This window comes from Novosphingobium taihuense, from assembly GCF_007830315.1.
Classification (GTDB): domain Bacteria; phylum Pseudomonadota; class Alphaproteobacteria; order Sphingomonadales; family Sphingomonadaceae; genus Novosphingobium; species Novosphingobium taihuense.
The window spans coordinates 737,672-760,342 of the sequence record NZ_VLKJ01000001.1; the positions used below are offsets into that span (position 1 = coordinate 737,672).

Below are 22,671 nucleotides of genomic sequence, written 5' to 3' on the forward strand. Positions count from 1 at the left end.
GTCACCGTTTCCACAGCCGAGCGCGTCAGATCAGCCCAAACCGGCCGCGATTGCCGTCCAGTAGGTGATTCCCGCTGCCGCGTAGGCCAGCGCGAAGAGGTAGGCGAGCATGAAGGATGGCCACTTCCATCCGTTGGTCTCGCGCCGGGCGACCGCTATGGTCGAGAGGCACTGCGGGGCGAAGACGAACCAGGCAAGGAAAGCGAGCGCCATCGGCAGGGTCCAGCGCGATTTGAGCTGGTCCCCCAATGCCACGGCAGCCTGATCCTCGTCGTCGCTGGCACTGACGGCATATGTCGTGGCGAGCGAGCTGACCGCGACTTCGCGCGCGGCCATGGCCGGGATGATCGCAAGGCTCATGTCACGGTTGAAGCCGATGGGTTCGAGCACGACCGACAAGCCATTGGCGAGCGTGCCTGCGACCGAGGCGTTGATCTGGTCCTGCCCCGGCTCAGCACGCGGGAAGTTGAGCAGGATCCACAGCGCTATGGTCACGGTGAAGATCATGGTGCCTGCGCGGCGCAGGAAGATCCACGCACGCTGCCACAGACCGAGGGCTAGGTCCTTGACCGTGGGCAGCTGGTACTTTGGCAATTCCATGATGAAGCCCGAGGCCGCGCCCTTGGTCACCGAACGGCGCAGGACGAGCGCCACAAGCATCGCACCGACGATTCCGGCAACGTAGAGGCAGAACAGGACGAGGCCTTGCAGCCCGATGCCGGGGCCGACGCGATTGTTCGGGATGAACGCGGCGATGATCACCGCATAGACCGGCAGGCGGGCCGAACAGGTCATCATCGGGGCAATCAGGATCGTGGTCAGGCGGTCCTTGGGATCGGTGATCGAGCGGGTGGCCATGATGCCGGGGATCGCGCAAGCGAAGCTCGACAGCAGCGGGATGAAGCTGCGGCCCGAGAGGCCGACGCCTGCCATCATGCGGTCCATCAGGAAGGCTGCGCGGGCCATGTAGCCGGTCGCCTCCATCGTCAGGATGAAGAAGAACAGGATGATGATCTGCGGCAGGAACACCAGCACCGAGCCGACGCCCGCGATCACGCCATCGGTGAGCAGATCGCGCAGCAAGCTGGGAGGGATCGTCGCCTTGGCCAGATCGCCGAGGGCCGAAACGCCACCGTCAATCGCGTCGGCGAAGGGTGTGGCCCAGCTGAAAACGGCCTGGAAGACGATGAACAGGAACGCGAAAAGGATCGGAGGTCCGGCCCATGGGTGGAGCAGGACCTTGTCCATGCGCGCGTGGATGCGGTGCTTTGCTGTCTCTGACAGAATTGCGCCGCTCGCCATCTGGTGGGCGAGCATGCGGCGTTCGGGCAGCGTCACATGCGGGCGCGACACCGGCTGTGCGGATTCCGAACGATCACGCGCTTCGGCGATGGCGGCGGCGAGCTCTGTCAGGCCGCGGCGGCGCACGGCGACGGTGGGGATGACCGGCACGCCCAATGCGGTCTGCAGTGCCGCGGGATCGAGGACGAGGCCATCGCGCTCGGCCAGATCGACCATGTTGAGCGCAACCACGGTGGGGCGCCCGAGTTCGAGCACTTCCTGCGCGAAGACCAGGTGCTGTTCGAGGTTCGAACTGTCGAGCACGAGGACGATGACGTCGGGTTTGGCCTGCCCCGCCTGCTCGCCCATGATGACCTTGCGGGTGACTTCCTCGTCCGGGCTGGTGGAATCGAGTCCGTAGGAGCCGGGCAGGTCGACCAGTTCGACCGGCTCGCCCGAAGGCAGCAGCAGGCGGCCAGCCTTGCGCTCGACCGTGACGCCGGGATAGTTTGCGATCTTCTGGCGCGCGCCGGTGAGCGCATTGAACAGCGCGCTCTTGCCCGCATTGGGGTTGCCGACCAGCGCGGCGACGGTGGGCATCCTGCTCATGCTACGGCTTGGGCAACGGGTTCGACGGTCATCGCCATGGCATGGACGCGACGGATGGCGACGGTCATCCGGCCGATTTCCACCGCCAGCGGATCGCGCCCGGCGAAGACGCCGCGATAGGCGAGCGTCACCCGCGCACCTTCATCAAGGCCGAGCGCACGCAAGCGCTGCGCCTCTTCCGCGACGAGCGCGGACCAATCGACCGAAGCGATTCGGGCGGGCGTGCCGATAGGGAGCTGATCGAGGGTCACCACTTCCCGCTGCCATAGCGGCGAAGCATTTGCAAGTCATTCGCAATAGAATTGCGCTGGATCAAAAATCAGGTCGCAGGGTAGCGCAACCGTCCGAGCATCCGGGTGAGCGAGAAGGTTTCCTCGCGAGGCCTGGTCAGCTTGGCCTTGGCTTTCTCGAACTGCATCACGTTCTCGATGCTGCGGTCGAGGAAGGTGCGGGTATCTTCATGACCGTCGCTGGTGTCCTGCGCGAAATAGGCGAGGGTGGCGGCATAGATCGAGCCGAGCGTCACGCGCTTGGTATAATGGTTGTAGTCGGTCGCGACATCGCCTGCGAGACGCCACATGGCATCGGCGCTCGACCAGCCGAGGCGGGTGGCGGCGCGCAGGTTTTGCGGCATGGCCATGATCGCGAGCGCGCGGCGCAGCGCCTCCTCCTTGCCGTCGAGCGCGTCGAGGCGGAACTGGACGAGGCGGCGGATGCGTTCGCGGATCGGCAGATTGCCGAGCTGCTCCATCGGAAGGGCCGCGGCCATATCGGCATCGATGCGCGCGATCCAGGCCGAGATCATCTGCATTGCGCCATCCTGAAACGCGAAAGCGGCAAGGGCCGGGTCTACGCCTTCCATAGCGGCAGCGGCTGAGACCGCAGCAGGTTTCCACCCGTCAAACGCGGCAGCCTCGGCAATGGCCGGGGCGAGGCGGAGGCGCAGGGCTTCAAGGCTGGTGTCTTCGGTCATTGCTGGCACGCCGCTATCAGAATGAGGGGCCGTAAGTCTTCTTGGGGCCTGCGGCCTTGGCTTCCTTCGAGGCCTTTTCCAGTTCGCCTAACACTGGGCTGCCCTTGTCGAGCGCGGCGTAATCGCGCGCGGAGCGGCCAGAGTTGTCGGGACGATCGGCGCTGGCCCCGGCCTTGATCAGCATGCGCACCAACGCAAGGTCCTTGCGATGGACGGCGCTGATCAGCGGTGTTTCGCCAGTGTTGTTGGCTTCATCGACACGTGCGCCGGACTTGATCAGTTCATCAACACCTTCGAGGAAGCCCATCTCGGAAGCGGCCACGAGAGGCGTCACGCCGCGATTGTCGCGAGCATTGACGTTGGCGCCCTTCGCAATGAGGAACTGCACCCAGACGAGATCGCGGCGCGTCACAACGATGTGCAGCGCGGTCTGACCGGTGGTGTAGTCCTTGGTGTTGATGATCTGGGTGCCGGGCTCGTTCAGGGCCTCGGTCACCTTGTCGCCCTCCTTCTTGCGGACGGCTTCGAGGAACTTGTAGCTGTCGGAAAACTGGGCGTGGGCCGGGACGGCCAAGGCCGTGGCGAGCAGCATGGCCATTGCGATGAGCGGCCTGCGCTTGTTCGACAGCATTCGATCCTCCTGTTGCGTGCCCCGTAAGCCTATGCGGCTCAAGGACTCGCCTCTTGCAAGGACACGGTTAGCAGAGCATGAACCGCCGCGCCATGGCCCTGACTTCCAGATCATTCCTCGCCGCGCTTGCCGCAACCTGCACTTTCGCGCTTGGTGGGTGCAACTTCGCGCCTGCCGAAAAGCCGCCGCTCGAAGGTGCGTCGATCGGCGGAGACTTCGCCTTGACCGGCAAGGACGGCCAAGCGGTGAAGTGGAGCGACTTTTCCGGAAAGTACCGCGTCGTCTATTTCGGATACACCTTCTGCCCCGACGTCTGCCCGCTCGACATGCAGAACATCGCGCAAGGGCTGCGCCTGTTCCGCAAGGAGCACGCCGATGCCAAGCCGATCGTGCCGATTTTCATCACCATCGATCCCGAGCGCGACACTGCGCAGGTCGTCGGCAAGTATGCATCCAACTTCGGCAATGACGTGGTCGGGCTGACGGGTTCGCCCGCGCAGATCGCCGATGTCGCCAAGAAGTGGGCGGTATTCTACCAGCGGCGCGACGAGGGCAAGCCCGATGCCTATTTGATGGACCACAGCCGCGCGGCCTATCTGATGGGTCCGGACGGCGCGGCCATCGCGCTGCTGCCCGCCGAGCAGGACGGCAAGGCCGTTGCCGCCGAACTGGCCAAGTGGGTGAATTGACGCAGGACCGCTTCTGGGAGCGGCCGGTGGCGACACTCAGCCGCGAGCAGTGGGAAGCGCTGTGCGACGGCTGCGGCAAGTGCTGCCTGCACAAGCTGGAGGACGAGGACACCGGCGAGGTGATCCACACCAACGTGGCGTGCAAGCTGCTCGACCTGCGCACCGCGCGCTGCAGCGACTACAAGCACCGCCGCGCCTATGTGCCCGATTGCCTGCGGCTGACGCCCAAGCTGGCGCGCGAACTACCGTGGCTTCCGGATACTTGCGCCTACCGCCTGCGCGCCGAGAACAAGCCCCTGCCGGACTGGCATTACCTGATCTCTGGCGATCGCGAGACGGTGCATCGGGCGGGGCAATCGGTGGTGGGCAAGGCAGTGAGCGAGACGTTGGCAGGGCCGCTGGAAGACCACATCGTTCCTTCCGACCACTTCGATGACTAGAGGCATGCTCGACTGGCTGCGGCGCGCCGATACACGAGCCAAGGAGACCCCTGCCCCGCGCGCGATCTCGCGCCGGACGCTGGTGGTCGAAGGGCGCGAATTGCCGCTGGTGATCCGCAAGCTTGGCCATGCGCGGCGGATGACGCTGCGGCTGGCACCCGACGGCAGCGAGGCGCGGGTTTCGATTCCTGCGTGGGGCCGCGTAGGCGATGCCGAGGCCTTCGCCCGCGACCGGGCGGACTGGCTGGCGGGACAGCTTGCCCGCCTGCCCGAACCACGGACCATCGCGCCCGACGCGACGCTGCCCTTTCGGGGCGAAGTCCTGCAGATCGCCTGGTCCGAGAAGGCCCGGCGCAAGCCGGTGATCGAGGACGGGCGGCTGATCGTGGGCGGGCCGGTCGAGGGTCTGAGCACGCGGCTGCAGCGCTGGCTGGAGGCCGAGGCTCTTGCCTTGTGCGGACAAGATCTGGCGCACTATTGCGCGCAGGCCGGTGAAACCTTGCCGCGCCTCACGCTCTCGCGCGCACAGCGCCGCTGGGGCAGCTGTGCTGCGGATGGATCGATCCGGATGAACTGGCGGCTGATCATGGCACCTGATTTCGTGCGGCGTTCGGTGGTGGCGCACGAGGTTGCGCACATGCGCCACTTCGATCACAGCCCGGCCTTCCACGCCCATCTCGGCACACTGTTCGAGGGTGACATCGGAGCCGCCAACCGCTGGCTCAAGCGGCACGGGCGCAGTCTCTATGCGCCGTTCGGTTGACGGGTAGCGAAACGGGGCGGCTGGCCCTATCTAGGCGGACATGAGAGCTTTCTTCCGCAATGTCTCCCCGCGCCGGGCTGTCGTCGATTTCTGGCAGGTGTTCACTGCGCCGAGCGATTATCGCCGGGTCGGGCTGTTGATGGCGGCCGCGGTGACCGGCACGCTGTTCACCGCGATGGCCATGGAGGGCGGCACCGCCCTGCCCCGCCCGCCTGAGATCATCTACTTCCCGAGCTTTGTGGAAAACCGCAGCGACGCCGAAATTCTTGCTGAGAACAAGGTGGCATCTGCCAAGGCACGCGCCGAAGCAGCCGAGGAAGAAGCCCGGCAGGAGCGCGTCCGCCAGATGTACAAGGCAGTGGGCGATGCTACCGGAGTCGAGACCAAGCGCGCCTACGAGGAAGGCAAGGCCGAGCGCGAGGCCTACCGCAAGAAAGTGGAAGCCGCGCGCAAGGAAGTGCTCGACAAGCACATGGTCGACAATCCCGTGTTCGACGCGGAAATGAAGAAGGCGCAGAACGGCGCGCAATGAGCAGCGCGGACGACTTGCGCTGGCTTGACGCGGCAGCAGCGCTGGCCGCGCGCGGGCGTCCGCTGAGCAGGCCCAATCCGGCGGTCGGCGCGGTCGTCGTCAAGGACGGCGTGGTCGTCGGGCGCGGATGGACACAAGCTGGTGGACGGCCCCATGCGGAGGCAGGCGCACTGGCGCAGGCGAACGACGCTGCGCGCGGGGGCACGCTTTACGTGACGCTCGAGCCCTGCGCCCATGCAAGCCAGCGCGGGCCATCGTGCACTTCGCTGGTGCTGGCAAGCGGCCTTGCCCGCGTGGTGATCGGCGTCGAGGATCCCGACCCACGCACGGCGGGAAGCGGCATTGCGGCCCTGCGTGCGGCAGGAATCGCGGTGGAGCTTTCGGGTTCTCCTGCGGCGCGGGCTTCACTGGCCGGATACCTGACGCGGACGACGCTCGGGCGGCCTCATGTAACGTTGAAGCTGGCAACTTCTCTCGACGGGAAGATCGCTATACCTGACGGATCGAGCCAGTGGATTACCGGACCCGAAGCCCGCGCGCATTGCCATGTCGAACGAGCACGGACCGATGCGATTCTGGTCGGCGGTGGAACCTTGCGCGCCGATTCGCCCCGGCTTGACGTGCGCCTGCCGGGGCTCGAACCGCGCAGCCCGCAGCGCATGGTGCTGACCAGCGGGCCGGCCCCCGAGGGTTGGACGGGCGTTGCCGACATCACGGCGCACGGTGCCTTCGGCGATGCGCAGTGTCTCTTCGTAGAGGGTGGCGCACAGGCGGCGGCAACCTTCCTTGCTGCCGACATGGTCGACCGGCTGCTGATCTATCGCGCGCCGATCATCGTGGGTGACGGGTTGCCGTGCATCGGCGACATCGGCCTCGGTTCGCTGGCCGGGGCGCATGAACGGTGGCGGCATGTGGACCGTCGGACGCTTGGCAGCGATGCGCTCGACGTCTACGAGCGCTTGCGCTGAAGGAGATTTGTTATGTTCACCGGGATCGTCACCGAAATCGGCAACATCCTCGCCATCGAGGACAAGGGCGACCGCCATATCACGATCTCGTGCGCGATGGACCCGGCGAAGATAGCCATCGGCGCCTCGATTGCCTGTTCCGGCGTATGCTTGACCGTGGTCGACAAGGGCGGGGTTGCGGGTGAAGGCTGGTTCGCGGTGGACGTCTCGGGCGAGACGGTCAAGCGCACCGCGCCTGAACAGTGGACGGTTGGCGCCCCCTTGAACCTTGAACCGGCGCTCAAGCTGGGTGACGAACTTGGCGGGCACATCGTTACCGGACATGTCGACGCGGTGGGCGAAGTCGTGAAGGTGACGCAGGTCGGCGCTTCGTGGCAGTACATCGTCGCCGCGCCCAAAGAGCTTGCCCCCTTCATTGCACCCAAAGGCTCGATCACCGTGGACGGCGTTTCGCTGACGGTGAACGAAGTGGCCGACCAGACCGATGGTGCCTGCCACTTCATGCTCAACATCATTCCGCACACCGCTGAAGTCACCACGCTCGGCACGCTCGTCGCCGGGCGCAAGGTGAACCTGGAGATCGACGTGCTGGCGCGCTATCTCAAGCGGATGCAGAGCCTCGCCATTCAAGGGTAACGCGGTTCAGGCGCAGCCAAGAACGATCTGCAGCAGCTGTTCGGGCTGATCGCTCATCACATCGTGGCTGGCTTCGGCCTCGTGGTATTCCCATGCCGGATCGTCCTGCACCCGATCGCGAAACTGCGGGAATGGTGACGGGCTCCAACCATTGGCGAAAACATAGATACGGCGGGGAATCTTCGCTTCCTCGCCGGTGAAGCGCACGGCTTCTACCAGCGTCAGCAGCGGGTGATCGGATAGCACCGGGCTTTCAAGGCCAGGGAGCGGTGAGACGGCGCCGGGCTTGTGCTTCTGGCTGCCGATGTAGTGGTTGTGCTCCCACTCGCCCGTCAGGTCCCACAACGATTGGCCGTCCTGCGGCAGGAAGGCATCGACATAGACGATAGCGTCGATCCTGCCTCCGAGCCGCGTGGCAACGCCGGTGATGACCATGCCTCCCCATGAATGTCCGACCAGTACGAAGCGGCCAAAATCCGCTTCTGCAATCTGTGCGCAGACGTCGTCGACATGGGTCGTCAGCGTGATGCCGGGATGGAACTCGGCCTTGCGTCGGCCGAGGCCAGCCAGGTCGGCGGCGAGCACACGGTGGCCGGCGGCGGTGAGATCAGCCTTGAGGCGATCCCACGCGAAGCTGCCGCCCCACGCGCCGTGCACGAGGACGAAGTCAGCCATGGCTCAGGCCCCCTGGCCGATGCCGTGCTTCTTGTTGTAACCGTGTATCCATTCCAGCGTCTTGGTGAGGCCGCCGAAGGGATAGAAGTGGAGGCGCACCTTGCCGTGCTGGGGGCCGAGGCCCTTGGCGAAGGCATCGACCAGCTTGTCGGGCCCTGCGGTGCCGAGCAGGTTCGTCACCGAGATACCGTACTTCTTGAGAACCGAAGTCGACGCGCCGACGCCGCAGCGCGCGGCAAAGGCAAGCAGGCGCTTGATTCCGGCAGGGCCAGGCACGCCGATACGCACCGGGGCATCGATGCCACGGGCGCGCAGTTCGAGCAGCCAGGCCAGGAACGCGTCGGGATCGAAACCGAACTGGGTGACGATCAGCGGCGCCATGCCGCGGGCGGTGATCTCGGCGACCTTCTTCTCGAGCACTGCCCAGCACTCGGCCTCGGTCATGTTCGGATGGCCTTCGGGGTGGCCCCCGATACCGATGGCCTTGATCCCGCTTCGTTCGAATGCGCCGGTCGCGATAAGGGCCGATGTATCGAAATAGGGGCCGACCGGTTCGGGCGGATCGCCCGCCACGATGAAGCAGCGCTCAACCCCGGCCTGTTCGACCACGGCCTTGAGGTAGCCCTCGAAGTCGTCCTCGGAGGTGATCCGGCGAGCGGAAAAATGGGGCATCGGCTCGAAGCCGAGCTGGCGCACCGCGACCGTGGCGGCGACGCGGGCGGAAACGTCCTCACCGGGGAGGAAGGTGACGGCGACGGGAGTGTCAGCCGGGATGAGCGGCGCGGCTTCGCGCAGCGAGGCCTCGTCCTTCGCGGTCATCTCGAGGCTGAAGCCGTCCGTGATCCCGTCGGGCGCCTTGTCCCAGTTGGGATGGATAAGGGGTGTTGCCATCGCGGGATCCTCTCAATCGTTGGAGGCAGTCCGCCCGGTTGCCTTTGCTGCAATCCGGGCGGTGCCAGTCTGTTTTGCCTTGGCGAGCGGCCTATCAGCGCGCTGTACGCCAGCCTTCGGCATAGTTTTCACGAGCGACGCGGCTGTAGGGGACCGGCGAAACGATCGCGCGAACCTCGATCTGCTTGTGCGGTTCGACCGTGGTCTTGCGGGTACCGCCGTTCTCTTCGCCCCACACCACGCGCAGTTCGGTGCCGACCGGGATTTCCGGATCGATGGTGGCGAGCGAAAGCGCCTGCTTCTCGTTGTACGAGTAGCCGGTGAACATCGAGAAGCCGACGGTCTTGCCGCCGGCATCGACGACGCGGTCGTAGTTCGACGAAGCATAGTTCGCGAGCGGGGTGTCGAAGAACTTGTACTGGTCGCCATCAGGGTTGAACAGCGAGGCCATGATCTTGGCCATGTCCTCGGGGTTCCAGGCGAGAGTCACCTTCTTGCGCTGCTCAGCCGGATTCAGGGCTTCGAGCGCTTCACGGCCATGGAAATCATGGTCGAACTTGACGAAGTTGCCGTAACCCAGTTCCCACGGATTGAGGTAGTAATCCTCGATGTTGTCCGAAACGAACGAGCCGCCGATCGAACCGGTTGCTTCGTAGCTGTCAGCTGCCAGCCACTCACGGAAGCCCTTGAGCTTTTCGCCGGTGTAGATCGCGGGCAGCGGCGACGGGATCCAGCCCGATTCCAGAGTGTTCGACGGATAGGCGCGGCTGCCGCAGGCGATCAGGCCGAATTCCTTGCCGGCTTCCAGAATGGCGGCGCGAATTTCTTCCTGTTCAGCATAGGGACCCCAGATTTCAAGGCCCGGTGCGCCCGACATGCCGTGGCGCAGCGTGCGCACGGTCTTCCCGGCGATGTTCATGGTGCTCATGTTGAAGAACTTGAGCTGTTCGAGTGGGCCGCCATGCAGCTTCTCGATCACGTTCCACGCCTGCGGACCCTGGATCTGGAAGCGCCATTCCTTGCGGGTGACGGGCTTGCCCATCGGGCGCATCGGCGAGCGGTCGTCCAGCTCGATCTCGCAATCGTAGCCGCCGGTCGCGCCGTGGTAGCGCAGCCAGTTCGAAGCGGGCGCGCGGCCGACGTAGGTGAACGATTCCTCTTCTTCCCAGAAGATGATGCCGTCGCCGATGACGTGGCCATAAGGCGTGGTCGGGACGTATTGCTTGGCCTTGTTGACCGTCCAGCCCTTGGGGCTGTTGATCATGGTGTCGGACAGCAGCTTCAGCGCGTCCTTGCCACGGATATAGAGGTTCACCATGTGGTGCGACTGGTCGAACAGGACGGCGCTGTGCTGCCATGCCCACTGCTCCGAACGCCAGTTCGAGAATTCCGGTGCGACAACCGGATACACGTACGCACCAAGCTGCGAGTTGCGCAGCATTTCGACGACGTTGCCGTTCTGCTGGATTACCTCATCGAGGTTCTTTGCTGCCATCATATCTCTCCCGACGTGAAAATGGCTGGTTGAAAAACTTGTATGCAACACATACAATCTCACCGGAGATTCGCAATGGGAAATGTTGCGCCCTATGAGCGCGACATCGACGGGAGAGATTTTGATGAGTGCATCGCTGATTCTGACGCTATCGTGCGAAGACAAGCCGGGAATCGTGGCCCGGGTCACCGGCAATCTCTACGAGGCCGGTGGCAATATCAGCGAAGCGCAGCAGTTCGATGATTCGCTGAGCGGCAACTTCTTCATGCGCGTGGTGTTCGATCCGGGCGAAGGCTCGGTCGAACATTTCCGCGCGGCTTTTGCTCCTGTGGCCGAACATTACGCCATGGACTGGAACATGCGCGACACGGCAGTGAAGCGTAAGGTCGTGCTGATGGTCAGCAAGTTCGACCACTGCCTGGGCGACCTGCTTTACCGCACGCGTATCGGCGAGTTGCCGATGGAAGTCGTGGCGATTCTTGGCAATCACCCCAAGGAAGCGCTGTCGATCTCGTTGATCGGTGACGTGCCCTATTACCACCTGCCGATCACCAAGGACACCAAGCCTCAGCAGGAAGCCGAAGTGAAGCGCATCGTCACCGAGACGGGTGCGGAACTGGTGGTGCTGGCGCGCTACATGCAGATCCTCTCGGACGACCTGACCGCGTTCCTTGCAGGCCGCTGCATCAACATCCACCACTCCTTCCTGCCGAGCTTCAAGGGCGCCAAGCCCTATCATCAGGCGCATGCCCGCGGCGTGAAGATGATCGGTGCGACCGGCCACTATGTGACGGCCGACCTCGACGAGGGTCCGATCATCCATCAGGATGTGGAGACGGTGACCCACGCCGACAGCCCGGAAGACCTCGTGCGCAAGGGCCGCGACGTGGAACGCCGCGTGCTAGCCGAGGCGGTGCGTTTGCACCTTGAGGACCGCGCGCTGGTCAACGGCAACAAGACCGTCGTGTTCAAGAGCTGACGCTTTGATGCGTTGAATTCAGGCGGCGGCGGGAGCACCATGCTTCCGCCGCCGTTTTGGTGTGGGAGAGAAAAAATGCACGTCAACGCGCTGGACCACGTCAACATCATCACAGACCGGCTCAACGAAACAGCGGAGTTCTACAAGGCACTGCTGGGATTGGAGCGCCGCGATGGCCCGCCTCCGCTTACCCCGCAAAACGCGCAGTGGATGTACGATGCAGGCGGTAAGGCAATCGTCCACATCAACGCAGTCGATTGTCCGCGCGCCTTTGATCGGGAGGTGCAGCCCGGATCGCTCACCGGGGCGATCCATCACGTCGCGCTTAACTGTTCGGGCTATGACGAGGTGCTCGCACGAATTGGCGCGATGGGGCTCGAATGCCAGACCAACGTCGTCGACGCGATCGGTCTGCGGCAGATCTTTACCGCAGACCCGAACAACGTCCTGCTGGAGCTGAACTTCTTCGGCGATTAGGCCGGGATTGCCGCTTCCAGCGCATCAGCAAGGTCCTGCGGCCTTGACAGGTAGGGGCTGTGGTCCGCCTCGAGCGTAACCACCTTCGCGCCCGGCGACATCGCGATCATGCGGCGCTGGCTTTCGATCGGAATCGTACGATCGAGCGTGCATTCGACATACGTACGCGGCAGGCTGCCCCAGCGCTCAGGCGTGACCGCGATCTTCTGCGAACGCGGCGAGTGCGGTTCGGCCATGAGCCTTGCCATCGCGGCTTCAACCAGATCAGGCGGCGAGATTTGTGCGAAGACCGGCGCAGCATTTGCAGCGTCAATCACCGTGGCCACTCCGCCATGGACCTTGGAGATGATTGCGTCGAAGGCCGGGTTCGGACCTTCGGTTTCCTTGAACTCGGCACGGCTCATGCCAGCGGGAAGCATCATCGCACAGATATAGACAATGGCATCCATCGCCGTCGGATCGCTTTCTGCCGCCGTGGAGACGACAAGGCCACCGCGCGAGTGTCCGCCCAGAACAACCGGGCCCACGCCTTGCGCCTTCAGCTCACGGCAATGCTGCGCAGCAAAATCACCCCAGCCATCGAGTGTGACAGCGGCCACTTCCTCGGCCGTGCCGCCCATGCCGGGTAGCGTGGGTGCGACGACAGTATGCCCCCGCGCGCGCAGGATCTCGGCAACAGGATCAAAGCACCAGCCGCCATGCCAGGATCCGTGAATCAGAACAAAACCCGCCATCAGCGCGCGTGCCCCGACCACGTACGAAGGCCCGGTGCGGTGCGGTCTTCGCTCTTCAAAGCTTCAGCGACAGCGGGACGTGCGGTGACGCGATCGCGCCATTCGCACAGGCGTGGGAAGCGGCTCGCCACTTCCATTTCGGGAAACATACGCTCGATCATCATGCCGCAGTGCGAATAAAAGTTGATGTCTGCAAGGGTGTATGTGGCCCCTGCCAACCACTTTGTTTGCCCCAGCTGCGTTTCAACCTTGGAGAGGGCATATTCGATCTTGGCCGTGGCGTTCGCGAGGTCTGCCTCGGAGAATCCTGAGCGTGCCGTTGCCCACTTCTTGCGCTGATCGGGCAGCGGGATGCTTTCCAGCAGCTTCTCGAATTCGCCGCTCTCGATATTGCGGGCAATGACGCCGACCATGCGGTGCCAGCCGTGCATCGAGACGAAGTTCATCACGTGCTCGTCGATGAACTTGTTCCAATAGCGCATCCGCGCCGCGCCCACGGGTTCGCGCGGGCGCAGTGGGGCGTCGGCAGGCTGGGCATCAGGGAAGGCATCCTCGAGGTATTCGTTGATAACCGTGGTGTGGGTGATGATCGTGCCATCATGATCAAGCACCGGCACCTGGCCCTCGGGATTGATCGCAGTGAACCACGGCTGGTGCTGCTCGAACTTGTGCAGATCGACGTAGATGCTCTCGTAGGCGAGGCCCTTCTCCTTGAGCGGGACCATCGATTTGAGCGAATTCGCCAGCGGTTCGGCGTGATAGTACTTCAGGGCCATCGTTTCACACTCGCATGGTGCCGAGCATGCCGCCGTCCACCGCCCAGCTCTGAGCAGTGACGTGGCTCGCGGCGTCAGAAAGGAGGAATGCGGCGACTTGCGCCACTTCGTCGGAGGAGCCGGTGCGACCTTGCGGCACGGCCTTGGCCATCTGCGAGGCAGCTTCGGGCGGCAGGCCATCGAGCATCGGCGTTTCGACCAGGCCGGGCAGGATGCAGTTGCAGCGCACGCCGAACTTGGCAACCTCATTGGCCACAGCGCGCGACAGGCCGAGTACGGCGTGCTTGCTGGCGACATAGGCCGCGTTCATCGGCAGCCCCCTCTCGCTGGCAAGGCTGCCTGTGACGAGAATTGCGCCCTGCCCGCGCTGTTTCATGGACGGAAGCACGTGTTGGATCGCCCAGAACACCGACTTGAGGTTGACCGTCATGACTGCGTCGAAGGCTTCGTCGCCATAGTCCTCGACGAGTGAGAACATGCCGCCGATGCCCGCATTGAGGAACAGGCCATCGACCGGGCCATTGGCCGCAATGGCGTGATCCAGCGCAGCGTGGAGCGCGGACTTGTCCGCCACATCGGCGGCGGCGAAGGCAGTGGCGCCCCCAATGTCGCGCGCGGCCTGTTCGAGCAGGTCGGCACGGCGGGCGATGAGCGTTAGGCGGGCACCGGCCGTGGCGCAGGCGGTGGCGGTGGCGCGGCCAATCCCGGTCGAGGCGCCGGTGATGACGACGTGCTTCCCCGAAAGGTCGGTCACGCAGGCCTCGTTGCGATGAACTCGGCCCAGATGCGGGCCTCGTTGCTGTCATGGCCCTCGGGCGACCACTGTCGTTCCATCAGCTGACGCGCTTCGGATTCGGGCAAGCCACGACGGTCGCGGTTGTAGCGGTAAAAGAATGCAGAGACGCGCCAGTTCATGATGCAATGGACGTGGACGGGCTTCGGCCCCTGTTCCACCGCGTCCACGAAGGCGGTGAAGTGATCCTCACCCGGCGCGTCGAAAGGCACCGGAATGTGGGTATAGGCGATGCCCTGTGCCGCCAGCTTCTCCCCTTCCCCGGCCAAAGCCTCAGGGTGGGTTTCGAGAGCAAGGTTGACGACATGTGCGACGCCAAGATCGGCGAGGCGCATGACGTCCTTGTCCTCGATCCGGCCCGACGTGGTGGTCAGCGCGTCCAGCCTTTGCCAGGCGCGGATATCGTCGGGATCGGGCATAGCCTGCTCCTTCGGGTCAGGTCCGTTGCTTGCGCTCAGGCGAGGCCGAGCACGCGGGCCGCGTTGTCCTTCATGATGCCGGGCAGAACCTCGTCCTTGAAACCCACCTGCCGTGCGGCATCAAGCCACTTCTGCGGGTGGATCAGGGGGAAGTCGGAACCGAACAGCATCTTCTTGCGCAGCTGCGTGTTGGCGTACTGGATGATCTGCGGCTGGAAGTACTTCGGCGACCATCCCGACAGGTCGATGAACACGTTGTCCTTGTGCAGCGCCATCGACAGGCTTTCATCCACCCATGGCCACGAGGGGTGGGCGAGGATGATCTTCATGTCGGGGAAATCGACCGCGACATCGTCGACCAGCATTGGCTGGCCGTACTTCAGGCGAACGCCGCCGCCGCCGCGCATCCCCGTACCCATGCCTGAATGGCCGGTGTGGAAGATGGCGGGCAGCTTGTATTCGTTGATCACTTCGTAAATCGGGTAGCCGACCTGGCTGGCCGGCTCGATGTTCTGCATGATGTGATGAAACTTGAAGCCCTTGACCCCATAGTTCTCGATCAGGTCACGTGCCTCGCGGGCGCCCATCTTGCCCTTGTGCGGATCGATCGAGGCAAAGGGAATGCAGATGTCGTCGTTCTTGTTCGCCAGTTCGGCGATCTCGTAGTTCGAGACGCGCTTGGCGCCGATCCCGCTCTCGCAATCGACCGTGAACATGCAAAAGGCGATCTGCTGTTCGCGATAAATCTCGATGATCTCGGGCATCTTGGGCCGCTCGCGCGGGGCCTTGAAATAGGCCGACGCCGCATCGAAGAACTTGCCCATGACCGGGTCTTCGGGATCATGGCACGAGACCTCGGCGTGCACGTGGACGTCGATCGCCTTGATCTTCGAAAGGTCGATGGGCACCGTTCTTTTCCTTCAATTTTGCAGAGCCGTGCCGGTCCTGCCAACGTGCGGCAGGACCGGCTTCGACATTCAGGCGCGGATCAGACCAGCGCATCCTTCTTGACGGTGATCACCTGGCTGTAGGTGAACTCCTTGAGGCCTTCGATGCCATATTCGGCACCGAAGCCCGACTGCTTGTGCCCGCCGAACGGCGCAAAGGGCGACAAGTGGAGGAACTCGTTGATCCACACCGTGCCGGTTTCAAGCTGTTCGGCAATCTTCACGCCGCGCTCGGTGTCCTTGGTCCAGACGGCGCCTGCAAGGCCGTATTCCGAGTTGTTCGCGCGGGCGATGACTTCATCGTCGCTCGAGAACTTCATAAGCGGCATGACCGGGCCGAACTGCTCCTCAGCGACGATGCGCGCATCCTCGGGCGGATTGTCGAGGATCGTGATCGGCACGTAGTAGCCCGAGCCTGACGGATCGACATCGCCGCCAACGAGGAATTTGTAACCGTTGTCCTTGGCATCCTGGATCAGTTCGCAGACGCGCTCGAACTGCTTCTTGTTCTGGATCGGACCGACGCCTGTGCCCTGTTCGGACCCGTCACCAACCTTAACCGTCTTGGCGTATTCCGCGATCGCCCTCGACAGATCGTCGTAGATGTCCTCGTGAATATAGACACGCTTGGCAGCCACGCAGATCTGGCCTGCGTTGGTAAAGCTCGACCAGAACAGCTGCTCGGCGACCTTCTCAACATCAGCATCGGGCAGGACGATAGAGGCGTCGTTGCCGCCCAGTTCCAGCGTGATGCGCTTAAGGTCCTTCGAGGCGCCTTCCATGATACGCTTTCCGGTGGCGGTGGAGCCGGTGAAGGTGATCTTGTCGATGTCCGGGTGCGAGGTCATCATCGGGCCCAGCGCGTCCTCGCCGGTGATGATGTTGACTACGCCTGCGGGCACGACGTCCTTGATCAGTTCGGCAAACTTCAGCGTGGTCAGCGGCGTGAACGGCGAGGGCTTCAGCACGATGGTGCAGCCCGAGAGGATGGCAGGCGCGATCTTCTGGACAGCCATTAGCACTGGAAAGTTCCAAGGTACGATGCCCGCAACGACGCCTACTGGAACTCGCCGGGTGCGGCTAAGGCGCGTGTCGCTATCTTCGTTGATCGTCTCTTCAAGTGTCAGCGTGGACTGCGCGTTCATAATGGCAGCGCAGGCGCCGATCTCGTTCTGCGCCTGATGGTGCGGCTTGCCCTGCTCGCTGGTGAGTAGGCGGTAGAGTTCCTCGAAGTTCGCCTCGATGGCCGAAGCCATGGCGCGGATGACGGCCCGACGGTCATCGACGGGTGTCTTCGACCAAGTCTTGAATGCAGCGCGCGCTGCGGCAACGGCACGATCAAGTTCGGCCGCACCGCACGCGGGGACTGACCCGATCACCTGCTCGTTGGCAGGGTTGACGACGTCCAGCGAAGACGCGGTGGTGACCAGTTCGCCGTTGATGAGATTGGGGTAAAGATGCGTCACGACTCTCTCCACTCGGTTGTGATTGCTATTTCTCATAGCATTCTAGTCAGCGCGCTTCCAGTTCCTTGTCTTCGTTCGCACGCTTGATCAGATAATGGCGGATGTTGTCAGCATCCTCTGGCTTGAGGGCCGACTTGAACGAAACCATGCCGTTATGTTGCAGCGCTCCGTCGATCACGACTGAACGGATGGCTTCGGGGGCGTTAAGCGCAGCAGAGTGGCGCAGGTCAGGGTTCAGGCCGCCAGCAACCGCCGCATCGCCGTGGCAGACGTTGCAGTAACGGCCATAAAGCTCACCACCGGCCTTCGCCTGCTCGGGCGTTCCGGTGAACGGTGGCGGATCGAGCACCATCTTGGCCATCGGCGGCGCAGCGGGCAGCGTCGCCTTCCCGCCAAGCTTGAACACCACGAGACGGCTGATGTTGCGTTGCTTCTTCGCCTTGTGGGCAAGAACGCCGGTGGCCACGTCCCACACACCACCCCAGCCGACCATCACAGCGACGTACTGCTCGCCATCGATCGCATAAGTCATCGGCGCAGCCAGGATGCCGCTCTGCGCCGGGAACGACCAGAGCTGCTTGCCCTTGTCGGCGCTGTAGGCCACGAAATCGCCGCCGGCGGTGCCCTGGAACACGAGGTTGCCCGCAGTCGAAAGAATGCCGCCGTTGGACGGGCTTGGCAATTCGACCTTCCACGCCGCCTTTTTCGCCACGGGATCCCACGCAACGAGAGTTCCCGTAGTGGCCTTCATCGCTTCGGCCTGAACCTTGGCATCGGCGGGCATCGAGGTCACGTAGCCATCGAGGCCGGTCTGGAAGCCGATGTCGGTGGCCTTCCAGTCCTTGGCAGCGGCGTATGGGAACGCCGCATTGTTGACTGGCAGATAGAGAAGTCCCGTTTTCGGGCTGAAGCTTTGCGGCTGCCACGAGTGCGCACCGACAGCGCCCGGAAGGCTGACGAACGGCGCGCCCTTTTCATATCGGGCAGCAGGATTGACCGTGGCCTTGCCGGTCTTGGGATCGATGCCGGTTGCCCAGTTTACCATCACGAAGGGCGTGGCTGATATGAATTGGCCGGTCTTGGCGTCCAGCACATAGACATGGCCGTTCTTCGGCGCATGCAGCACGACATGGCGCGATTGACCTCCGATCATCAGGTCAGCCAGCGTGATCTGCTGCGCGGAGTCAAAGTCCCAGCGGTCTTCCGGGGTTTCCTGGAAGTGCCAGGCATATTCGCCGGTATCGGCATTCACCGCTACGATCGAGGAGGTGTAAAGGCTATCGCCCTCGCGGCCTGCAGCCGCGGGGTTCCACGGTTCTGCATTGCCTGTGCCGAACAGGACTAGGTTTGTGGTGGGATCGTAGGTGATCGAATCCCAGACGGTTCCGCCACCGCCCAGCTTCCACCATTCGCCGGCCCACGTGCGGGCGGCGTTTTCCATGGCCTTGTTCTCGAAGCCATCGGCGGGGTTGCCGGGGACGGTGTGGAACTTCCACACTTCGTTGCCGGTGTTGACGTCATAGGCTGCGATGTAGCCACGCGCCTTGTACTCCGCGCCGCCGCTGCCGATCAGGACCTTGCCCTTCACCACACGCGGCGCGCCGGTGATCGTGTAGTCCTGCTGGTTCGGCACCACGACCTTGGACCACACGGGTTTGCCGGTCTTCTGGTCAAGCGCGACAAGGCGGCCATCCAGCGTACCGACAAAGACCTTGTCGCCGTAAAGAGCGACGCCACGGTTGACCGCATCGCAACAAGCGCGGACCAGCGTTTCACGCGGGACTTCGGGATCGTAGGACCACTTGAGCGCGCCGGTCTTGGCGTCGAACGCCTTCACCATCGACCACGCGGTCGAGATGTAGAGCGTGCCATCGTGCATCAACGGGGTGGACTCCTGCCCACGCGCGGTTTCAAAATCGTGAAACCACGCCAGGCCAAGCTGGCCCACGTTGCCATCGTTCACCTGCGTCAGCGGGGAGAAGCGCTGCTCGCCATAGTCACGGCCGTAGCTCAACCATTCGCCCTCCGGCGCCTGTGCGATCATCGCGTCGGTAACGCCGGTAGAGGCGACGGTTCCGCCGCCTGCACTGCCACCATCGCTCTTGATGTTGCACGCTGCCAGCGGCAGCAGTGCGGCCATCAGGCCCAGGACCTTCAAACGCATATCCAGCTCTCTCCCACTGTCCGCATTTCGGATCAGTTGACCATACGATCGGCGTTGCCCCAATAGGGAACCCGCAGCGCCTTCTTGTCCATCTTGCCCGCTGCTGTCCGCGGAATCGAGTCGATAAACGTGACAGATTTCGGCGCCTTGACACCGCCTAGGCGATCCTTGGTGTAGGCGATGATTTCAGCCTCTGTGATACCTTCGGCAACGACCACGGCGTGGACCTGTTCCCCCCACTTCTCGTGCGGGATGCCGAACACACAGGCTTCCTTGACCTGCGCCAGTTCTGTCACCGCAGCTTCGACCTCGGCTGTGAAGACGTTGAAACCGCCCGAGACCACCATGTCCTTCTTGCGGTCGACGATGTATAGATAACCATCCTTGTCGAACTTGCCGACGTCGCCCGTGTGGTGCCAGCCGAACTTGCGGATTTCGGCGGTTTCCTCGGGCTTCTCGAAATAGGAATGGGTGACGAGCGCCCCGCGCACGCAGATCTCGCCTGCTTCGCCGAGTGGCACCTGATGGCCGTCGTCGTCGAGAAGCGCAACCTTGATCGAACGCGTCGGCTTGCCGCAGGAGGCGAGCTTTTCCGGCGCGGACGTCGCGAACTTCGCCACGTCCTCCGGCGGGAACCAAGCAACGATCATCGGGCACTCCACCTGGCCATAGGCCTGGCACATTGCCGGGCCGAAGATCGACACGGCTTGGCGGAGCTTCTCGGGGCTGCAGGGTGAGCCGACGAGGATGAAAATCCTTAGCGAGGAGTAATCGTGGTTGCCGATCTCGGGCGAGGCCATGAGCTGGTACATCGCCGTAGGCGGCAGGTACATGTGCGTGACCTTGTAGTCTTCGATGGTCCTGAGCACTGCCTCGGCATCGAACCCGGGAAGGATGACCTGCGTGGCGCCAAGGCTCAAGGTCGAGAGCGAAATAGGTCCTGCCGCGTGGGTGATCGGGGCGGATACCAGCGCGATCGGATCGTCGGTACGTCCACCCATACCATCGGCTGCGGTCTCGATCATCGTGCCCCAGCCGAGATTGGTGACGTTCGCGCCCTTTGAAGGACCGGTGGTACCGCCGGTGGGAAAGATGCCGACCATGTCCATCAGGTTGCCGAAGGCGTCGATGTCGGGCTCGATAAAATCGGCTTCGCTCACACCGGCCATGAATTCGTCGAGGCTCGGGTCATCGCCCATCCGCTTGTCGAGGCATACAAAGTGCTGGAGCGTCGGGCAAAGATCCTTGAGCTGCTGCACCTCGTCGGCCTTGGACGAGTGATAGACCAGCCACTTGAGACGGACGTAGTTGATGTAGGCGGCGTTGGCGTCGATCGCGTTCCGGGTATTGACCGGGATCCACTTGCCGTTGGCACGCCACATCGCCAGCAGCACAACGAGCAGCATGCCATCGTTCGGGCCATAGAGGCCAAGACAGTCCTGATTTTCGAAACCGCCCTTTTGCAACGCGGCCGCAATGCGTTCGGACAGCGCCTTGGTCTCGGCGAAGGTCAGCTTCAGGCCCGTCTCCGTATCGACGATGGCGAGACGCTGCGGATCGCGATCATGGCCGCGGTCAAAGTAGTCGATGGCGCGCATTGGTTATCCCCAACGGTTGATTTCAGGCCCCGGTGCCCATGCACGGAGCGGTTCGGAAACGGTCGATCTGGCAAGTGCCGCCGCCACGCAGGGTTGCGCGAGGGTGCGGGCCAACCATGCATTCGCAAGAGGCGCTTGGGCGAAGGCACAGGGGCGCAGAAGCTGCATTCCGGCAAGCCAGGAACAGGTGACGAGATCGGCAATCGAGAACGTGCCCATCAGCCATTCGCGGCCATCTGCGAGCTGCTTCTCGCAGCGTTCGACGGCAGACGCGACCTTGGTCTCGCTGTCGGCGATCTGGGCAGAGTCGACGACGTCGTCTTTCAATGCCTGCCAGCGCTGGCGCAGGTCATCCGAGACGATGCACGCGGTCAGGTTGGCAAAGTCGATATCCGGAATGCAGGCAATCGCGTGCTGCGAGGTCGCAAGGTTTCCGAGCAGCGCAGCGGCGGGCGAAAGGCGCTCGGTGATCTGGCGGCACCACATCATCATTTCCCAGCGTGCATAGGCGTCAGCCGGCTGCAACCCTGCCCCGCCAGCGGCCTCGTCAAGGTACTGGGCGAGGAACACGGACTCGGTCATCGCCTCGCCGTCTATGACAAGGACGGGGCCTTCGCCTTCGATGCACAGGTCAAGGGCGATCGGATCGGAAATCCCGGGCAGAGCGTGGCGTTCACCCGAAAGGAGGTCGATAGGGCGACATTCAATGTCGAGACCGGACTGGGCCAGCGCGGCAAGGACGGTGAGCGAGGCGCCATTCGGCTCGCCATGATAGAGCACGGCGCTCATGCTTCGATCTCCGCCATGATCAGGCCATAGCGATGGGCAAGGTCCGTCTTGCCCATCGCCCAGGTCTTGCGCACCGCCTCACGGGTGTAGACCCGCTTGAGCCAGCGCATGATGTTCGGCGTCTTGTCCTTGCCCGCCAGATCGGGCTGCGACAGGGGGAGTGAATAGGTGCTGTTGAAGATGTTGATATCGGCAAGGCTATACTGGTGCGAACCGACATAGGGCCGTTTGCCAAGTTCCTCTTCCAGCTTGGCGATGCCCAGCCCCACGCGACGGCGGCTCTCGGCCATTTCGCTTGTCGAGAAATCGCCGTTGATTGCCTTGCGCCACGCGACGCGGCGTTCGGGCAGCGGAATACGCTCGATTGCGGCGTCCAGTTCGGCGGGATCGCGCTGGCGAACCATCGGCCCCACGAACACGCTCCAGCCGATCATCGAGAAGCTGGGCCCGAGCCACTGGTCCATGAACTTCATCCACCATCGCACGCGCCAGCGATCCTGCGCATCCGAAGGCATCAGGTCGGGCCCGTCAAACCGGTCGTTGACGTATTCCATGATCGCGGTGCTTTCGGTCAGCACCAGACCATCGTGCGTCATCGCCGGGATCGTGCCTTGCGGATTGATTGCGAGGTATTCCGGCTTGTGCTGATCGAACTGCAGCATGTCGATGTAATGGCTGGAAAAGGGCACACCCTTCTCCATCAACGCGAGCATCGGCTTGCCCGAGTTCGCGTTGGGTTCCCAGTGATAGAGGGTTACCTCGTCCATCTGCAGCCTTGTCTCTCTCCCGATTCCGGTCAGCGACAGGAGTCGCGCCGGAATTTGTTAGTAACACATACTAAATCAGCGGGAGTGCGGGTCAAGCCCGCATGCCTAGAATTTCTTGGCGACGGGCTAACCGGTTGTTCAACAAAGCGGCACGGCTCCATTTAGGAAATTTCACCTGA

The 22,671-nt window shown here is 63.3% G+C and carries 25 protein-coding genes; 8 read left to right on the forward strand and 17 right to left on the reverse strand.

What is annotated here, in order from left to right:
• Positions 1 to 30: 30 nt before the first annotated feature.
• The 4 genes from feoB to IQ25_RS03505 all read right to left on the reverse strand — a co-directional run bounded on the left by feoB (position 31) and on the right by IQ25_RS03505 (position 3,494).
• Positions 31 to 1,890: a ferrous iron transporter B gene (gene feoB, locus IQ25_RS03490; RefSeq protein WP_144902257.1), complete on the reverse strand. Its 1,860-nt coding sequence runs from the start codon at positions 1,888 to 1,890 to the stop codon at positions 31 to 33.
• On the reverse strand, positions 1,887 to 2,141 hold the full coding sequence (locus IQ25_RS03495) for a FeoA family protein (RefSeq protein ID WP_144902260.1): 255 nt from the start codon (positions 2,139 to 2,141) through the stop codon (positions 1,887 to 1,889). The genes feoB and IQ25_RS03495 overlap by 4 nt, the downstream gene beginning before the upstream one ends.
• A gap of 68 nt (positions 2,142 to 2,209) precedes the next feature.
• Positions 2,210 to 2,863, reverse strand: a complete 654-nt coding sequence (locus tag IQ25_RS03500) for a COQ9 family protein (protein ID WP_144902263.1) — start codon at positions 2,861 to 2,863, stop codon at positions 2,210 to 2,212.
• 16 nt (positions 2,864 to 2,879) lie between these two features.
• Positions 2,880 to 3,494, reverse strand: coding sequence for an ankyrin repeat domain-containing protein (locus IQ25_RS03505; protein WP_144902266.1), 615 nt, complete (start codon positions 3,492 to 3,494; stop codon positions 2,880 to 2,882).
• A gap of 77 nt (positions 3,495 to 3,571) precedes the next feature.
• Between IQ25_RS03505 and IQ25_RS03510 the strand changes: the two genes are divergently transcribed.
• From IQ25_RS03510 to IQ25_RS03535, 6 genes are read left to right on the forward strand one after another with little or no spacing between them, the layout of a single operon-like run.
• On the forward strand, positions 3,572 to 4,183 hold the full coding sequence (locus IQ25_RS03510) for an SCO family protein (RefSeq protein WP_144902269.1): 612 nt from the start codon (positions 3,572 to 3,574) through the stop codon (positions 4,181 to 4,183).
• A complete protein-coding gene (locus tag IQ25_RS03515; protein WP_144903154.1) occupies positions 4,180 to 4,623 on the forward strand; it encodes a YcgN family cysteine cluster protein in 444 nt (147 codons plus the stop codon). The genes IQ25_RS03510 and IQ25_RS03515 overlap by 4 nt, the downstream gene beginning before the upstream one ends.
• A gap of 4 nt (positions 4,624 to 4,627) precedes the next feature.
• The gene (locus IQ25_RS03520) at positions 4,628 to 5,386 is read left to right on the forward strand and encodes a M48 family metallopeptidase (RefSeq protein WP_144902272.1); all 759 of its coding nucleotides are present in this window, start codon (positions 4,628 to 4,630) and stop codon (positions 5,384 to 5,386) included.
• Positions 5,387 to 5,426: 40 nt separating this feature from the next.
• On the forward strand, positions 5,427 to 5,918 hold the full coding sequence (locus tag IQ25_RS03525; protein ID WP_144902275.1) for a hypothetical protein: 492 nt from the start codon (positions 5,427 to 5,429) through the stop codon (positions 5,916 to 5,918).
• Positions 5,915 to 6,886: a bifunctional diaminohydroxyphosphoribosylaminopyrimidine deaminase/5-amino-6-(5-phosphoribosylamino)uracil reductase RibD gene (gene ribD, locus IQ25_RS03530; RefSeq protein WP_144902277.1), complete on the forward strand. Its 972-nt coding sequence runs from the start codon at positions 5,915 to 5,917 to the stop codon at positions 6,884 to 6,886. The genes IQ25_RS03525 and ribD overlap by 4 nt, the downstream gene beginning before the upstream one ends.
• Positions 6,887 to 6,898: 12 nt before the next feature.
• Positions 6,899 to 7,522, forward strand: coding sequence for a riboflavin synthase (locus tag IQ25_RS03535; RefSeq protein ID WP_144902280.1), 624 nt, complete (start codon positions 6,899 to 6,901; stop codon positions 7,520 to 7,522).
• 6 nt (positions 7,523 to 7,528) lie between these two features.
• Here the strand turns inward: IQ25_RS03535 and IQ25_RS03540 are convergent, their stop codons facing one another.
• The 3 genes from IQ25_RS03540 to ligM form a co-directional block, all read right to left on the reverse strand.
• Positions 7,529 to 8,197 carry an alpha/beta fold hydrolase gene (locus tag IQ25_RS03540; protein ID WP_144902283.1) on the reverse strand — a complete coding sequence of 223 codons (669 nt, stop codon included), beginning with the start codon at positions 8,195 to 8,197 and terminating at the stop codon, positions 7,529 to 7,531.
• Between the two features lie 3 nt (positions 8,198 to 8,200).
• Positions 8,201 to 9,088, reverse strand: a complete 888-nt coding sequence (locus tag IQ25_RS03545; RefSeq protein WP_144902285.1) for a methylenetetrahydrofolate reductase — start codon at positions 9,086 to 9,088, stop codon at positions 8,201 to 8,203.
• A 94-nt stretch (positions 9,089 to 9,182) separates the two neighbouring features.
• Positions 9,183 to 10,583, reverse strand: a complete 1,401-nt coding sequence (gene ligM, locus IQ25_RS03550; RefSeq protein ID WP_144902288.1) for a vanillate/3-O-methylgallate O-demethylase — start codon at positions 10,581 to 10,583, stop codon at positions 9,183 to 9,185.
• A 124-nt stretch (positions 10,584 to 10,707) separates the two neighbouring features.
• On the opposite strand from ligM, the gene purU reads away from it, so the two are divergent.
• On the forward strand, positions 10,708 to 11,562 hold the full coding sequence (purU, locus tag IQ25_RS03555; protein ID WP_144902291.1) for a formyltetrahydrofolate deformylase: 855 nt from the start codon (positions 10,708 to 10,710) through the stop codon (positions 11,560 to 11,562).
• Positions 11,563 to 11,637: 75 nt separating this feature from the next.
• Positions 11,638 to 12,039, forward strand: coding sequence for a VOC family protein (locus IQ25_RS03560; protein WP_144902293.1), 402 nt, complete (start codon positions 11,638 to 11,640; stop codon positions 12,037 to 12,039).
• On the opposite strand, the gene IQ25_RS03565 is transcribed toward IQ25_RS03560, so the two are convergent.
• The 10 genes from IQ25_RS03565 to IQ25_RS03610 all read right to left on the reverse strand — a co-directional run bounded on the left by IQ25_RS03565 (position 12,036) and on the right by IQ25_RS03610 (position 22,492).
• Positions 12,036 to 12,773 (reverse strand): alpha/beta fold hydrolase, encoded by a 738-nt coding sequence (locus IQ25_RS03565; RefSeq protein ID WP_144902296.1) that lies wholly within the window; start codon positions 12,771 to 12,773, stop codon positions 12,036 to 12,038. The genes IQ25_RS03560 and IQ25_RS03565 overlap by 4 nt on opposite strands.
• Positions 12,773 to 13,549, reverse strand: a complete 777-nt coding sequence (locus IQ25_RS03570) for a glutathione S-transferase family protein (RefSeq protein ID WP_144902298.1) — start codon at positions 13,547 to 13,549, stop codon at positions 12,773 to 12,775. Before IQ25_RS03570 ends, IQ25_RS03565 begins: the two co-directional genes overlap by 1 nt.
• Before the next feature lie 4 nt (positions 13,550 to 13,553).
• Entirely contained in the window at positions 13,554 to 14,303 is a 750-nt protein-coding gene (locus IQ25_RS03575; RefSeq protein WP_144902301.1) for an SDR family NAD(P)-dependent oxidoreductase, read from the reverse strand.
• Entirely contained in the window at positions 14,300 to 14,761 is a 462-nt protein-coding gene (locus IQ25_RS03580; protein ID WP_144902303.1) for a beta-lactamase hydrolase domain-containing protein, read from the reverse strand. Before IQ25_RS03580 ends, IQ25_RS03575 begins: the two co-directional genes overlap by 4 nt.
• 35 nt (positions 14,762 to 14,796) lie before the next feature.
• A complete protein-coding gene (locus IQ25_RS03585) occupies positions 14,797 to 15,669 on the reverse strand; it encodes an amidohydrolase family protein (protein WP_276528572.1) in 873 nt (290 codons plus the stop codon).
• Positions 15,670 to 15,749: 80 nt separating this feature from the next.
• Positions 15,750 to 17,174, reverse strand: coding sequence for an aldehyde dehydrogenase family protein (locus tag IQ25_RS03590; RefSeq protein ID WP_258536936.1), 1,425 nt, complete (start codon positions 17,172 to 17,174; stop codon positions 15,750 to 15,752).
• Between the two features lie 46 nt (positions 17,175 to 17,220).
• Positions 17,221 to 19,338 carry a PQQ-dependent dehydrogenase, methanol/ethanol family gene (locus tag IQ25_RS03595; RefSeq protein ID WP_144902308.1) on the reverse strand — a complete coding sequence of 706 codons (2,118 nt, stop codon included), beginning with the start codon at positions 19,336 to 19,338 and terminating at the stop codon, positions 17,221 to 17,223.
• A 32-nt stretch (positions 19,339 to 19,370) separates the two neighbouring features.
• On the reverse strand, positions 19,371 to 20,936 hold the full coding sequence (locus IQ25_RS03600) for an AMP-binding protein (protein WP_144902311.1): 1,566 nt from the start codon (positions 20,934 to 20,936) through the stop codon (positions 19,371 to 19,373).
• Positions 20,937 to 20,939: 3 nt separating this feature from the next.
• Positions 20,940 to 21,725 (reverse strand): glutathione S-transferase family protein, encoded by a 786-nt coding sequence (locus IQ25_RS03605; RefSeq protein ID WP_144902313.1) that lies wholly within the window; start codon positions 21,723 to 21,725, stop codon positions 20,940 to 20,942.
• Positions 21,722 to 22,492 (reverse strand): glutathione S-transferase family protein, encoded by a 771-nt coding sequence (locus IQ25_RS03610; protein WP_144902316.1) that lies wholly within the window; start codon positions 22,490 to 22,492, stop codon positions 21,722 to 21,724. The genes IQ25_RS03605 and IQ25_RS03610 overlap by 4 nt, the downstream gene beginning before the upstream one ends.
• Positions 22,493 to 22,671 lie beyond the last annotated feature (179 nt).